Origin of the sequence: Protofrankia symbiont of Coriaria myrtifolia (assembly GCF_900634755.1) — a bacterium.
Classification (GTDB): domain Bacteria; phylum Actinomycetota; class Actinomycetes; order Frankiales; family Frankiaceae; genus Protofrankia; species Protofrankia coriariae.
Genome location: NZ_CAAAFS010000249.1, coordinates 2,844 through 4,829, shown reverse-complemented (window position 1 = coordinate 4,829; position 1,986 = coordinate 2,844). Strand labels below are relative to the sequence as shown.

Here is a 1,986-nt window from a genome sequence, read left to right as displayed (position 1 = left end):
CCTGGGCTTCATCTGCTTGTCCGCCGCACGAATTTCCAAACGGTCAGCGGCACGGTGGCCAGCATTATCGCCAGTGACCACGAAACCGATGCCAGGATCGGATGATCAGCCGGCCAGATATTCTCGGCACCGGACGCCGTCGGATTTCCGAACAACTGACGACAGGCAGTCGTGACAGCGGACAACGGGTTCCACCCGGCGACGGGCTGGAGCCAGCCTGGCATGGCGCTCATCGGGGTGAGCGCATTGGACAGATACATGACCGGAAAAAGCCAGACGGTACCCGCTCCGGCGGCCACTTCGGGATTGCTGACCGACACTCCGATCAGCGCTCCCACCCAGCTCATTGCCAGACCGAACAGCAGCAGAATAAGAAATGCGAGGAGCGCGTTGCCCAGCCCGGCCTGCACACGCCACCCGGCCACCAGCCCACACACTGTCGTCACGAACACCGTGATGAAGGCCCTTATGACGCCGGCATTGGTGCAACCCGCGAGGATGGCTAGCCGGGACAGGGGGAGCGTACGGAGCCGGTCGATCGTCTTCTGGGATAGTTCGAAGGCGATTCCGCCGGACGTGGCCGAGGCGGCGCCCATGACGACCGTTTGGGCCAGCAGCCCAGCGATGACGAAATCCGTGTAGTCGGCCTCGCCGGGAAGTGTGATGGCCTTGCCGAAGAGATATATCATCGCTAAGGTGAAGATGGCTGGTTGGACGATGCTGTAGACGATGAGGTCGGGCTGGTGCGGCATGCGCATCAGCAGACGCCTGGTCAACAGGTAGACATCGATGAGGAACGTGACAGGGATGATCCCCTCCGGTTTCCCTGGCCCGGCCCAGCCGCGGGTGACGTGATGTGACCGCGTGCTCCGATGACGACCGGCGACGACCTGCTTCTCACCGTTCGATGCGGCGGCGCCGTCGATGATTGTATTCGGCTTCATTCCACCGTAGCCATCTCGTGCTGAGCCTTGACGTCCATGGGGCGCCCCGTCAAGGTAAAGAAGACGTCGTCGAGGGTCGGCCGGCGCAACTCGACGTCCTCGAGCTCGATCGCCGCGACGTCCATCTCGCGCAGCACCTGCGTCAGCAGGCCTGGTTTGTGCGGTGCCATGACGGCAATCCGCCGTTCCGATCGCGTGACGACAGCCTCCGACGTTGCGAAACGGTCGAGGATGGTCGCGGCCAGAGGCAGCAGCTCATGGTCGCGCAGGACGATCTCGATGCGGTCGTCGCTGGTTCGGGTCTTCAGTTCTTCCACGGTGCCTTCGGCGATGAGGCAGCCCTGGTCCACCACGGCGATCAGGTCGGCGAGCTGGTCCGCTTCCTCCAGGTACTGGGTGGTGAGCAGGAGCGTCACGCCGGAGCCGACAAGCTCCCTGATGAGATCCCAGGTGGCAGTGCGACTGCGCGGGTCGAGTCCGGTGGTGGGTTCGTCCAGGAACAGAATCGAGGGTCGCTTGATCAAACTGATGGCGAGGTCGAGGCGGCGTCTCATGCCACCCGAGTAGGTTCGTGCGAGTCGCCCGGCCGCCGCGGTGAGATCGAACATTTCCAGCAGCTCCTGGGCCCGCCCGCGGGCATGCCGCCGGCTGAGGCGATGCAGCCGGCCGAACAGCTCCAGGTTTTCCGCGCCGGTAAGCAGGGGCTCCACAGCGGTTTCCTGGCCGGAGACGCCGATCCGGCGCCGTACCTGCAGTGGGTGGCGGGCCACGTTGAAGCCCCCCACCCAGGCACTGCCACCGTCCGGTTTCAAAAGCGTCGTCAGTATGTTCACAGTCGTGGTCTTGCCGGCCCCGTTCGGGCCCAGCAGCCCGAGTACGCTCCCGGCCGAAACCTGCAGGTTCAGGCCGTGCAGGCCGTACACCGCCCCGTACTTCTTGGTCAGATTCTCGGTGTGGATCCCATTATCCATCAGCCCATGCCCTTCTGACTTGTCCCCGCGCCTGCCTGCGATCTCACCTGTTACCAGTCTTCGAGTATCCA

Annotated in this window: 2 protein-coding genes; both read right to left on the bottom strand. The window is 64.0% G+C overall.

The genetic code is table 11. From position 1 onward, the window contains the following. Window positions 1–8 precede the first annotated feature (8 nt). Entirely contained in the window at window positions 9–944 is a 936-nt protein-coding gene (locus CM1CMNOD_RS14220) for an ABC transporter permease (RefSeq protein WP_013873071.1), read from the bottom strand. Then, on the bottom strand, window positions 941–1,915 hold the full coding sequence (locus CM1CMNOD_RS14215) for a daunorubicin resistance protein DrrA family ABC transporter ATP-binding protein (protein ID WP_013874296.1): 975 nt from the start codon (window positions 1,913–1,915) through the stop codon (window positions 941–943). The genes CM1CMNOD_RS14220 and CM1CMNOD_RS14215 overlap by 4 nt, the downstream gene beginning before the upstream one ends. Window positions 1,916–1,986: the final 71 nt, after the last annotated feature.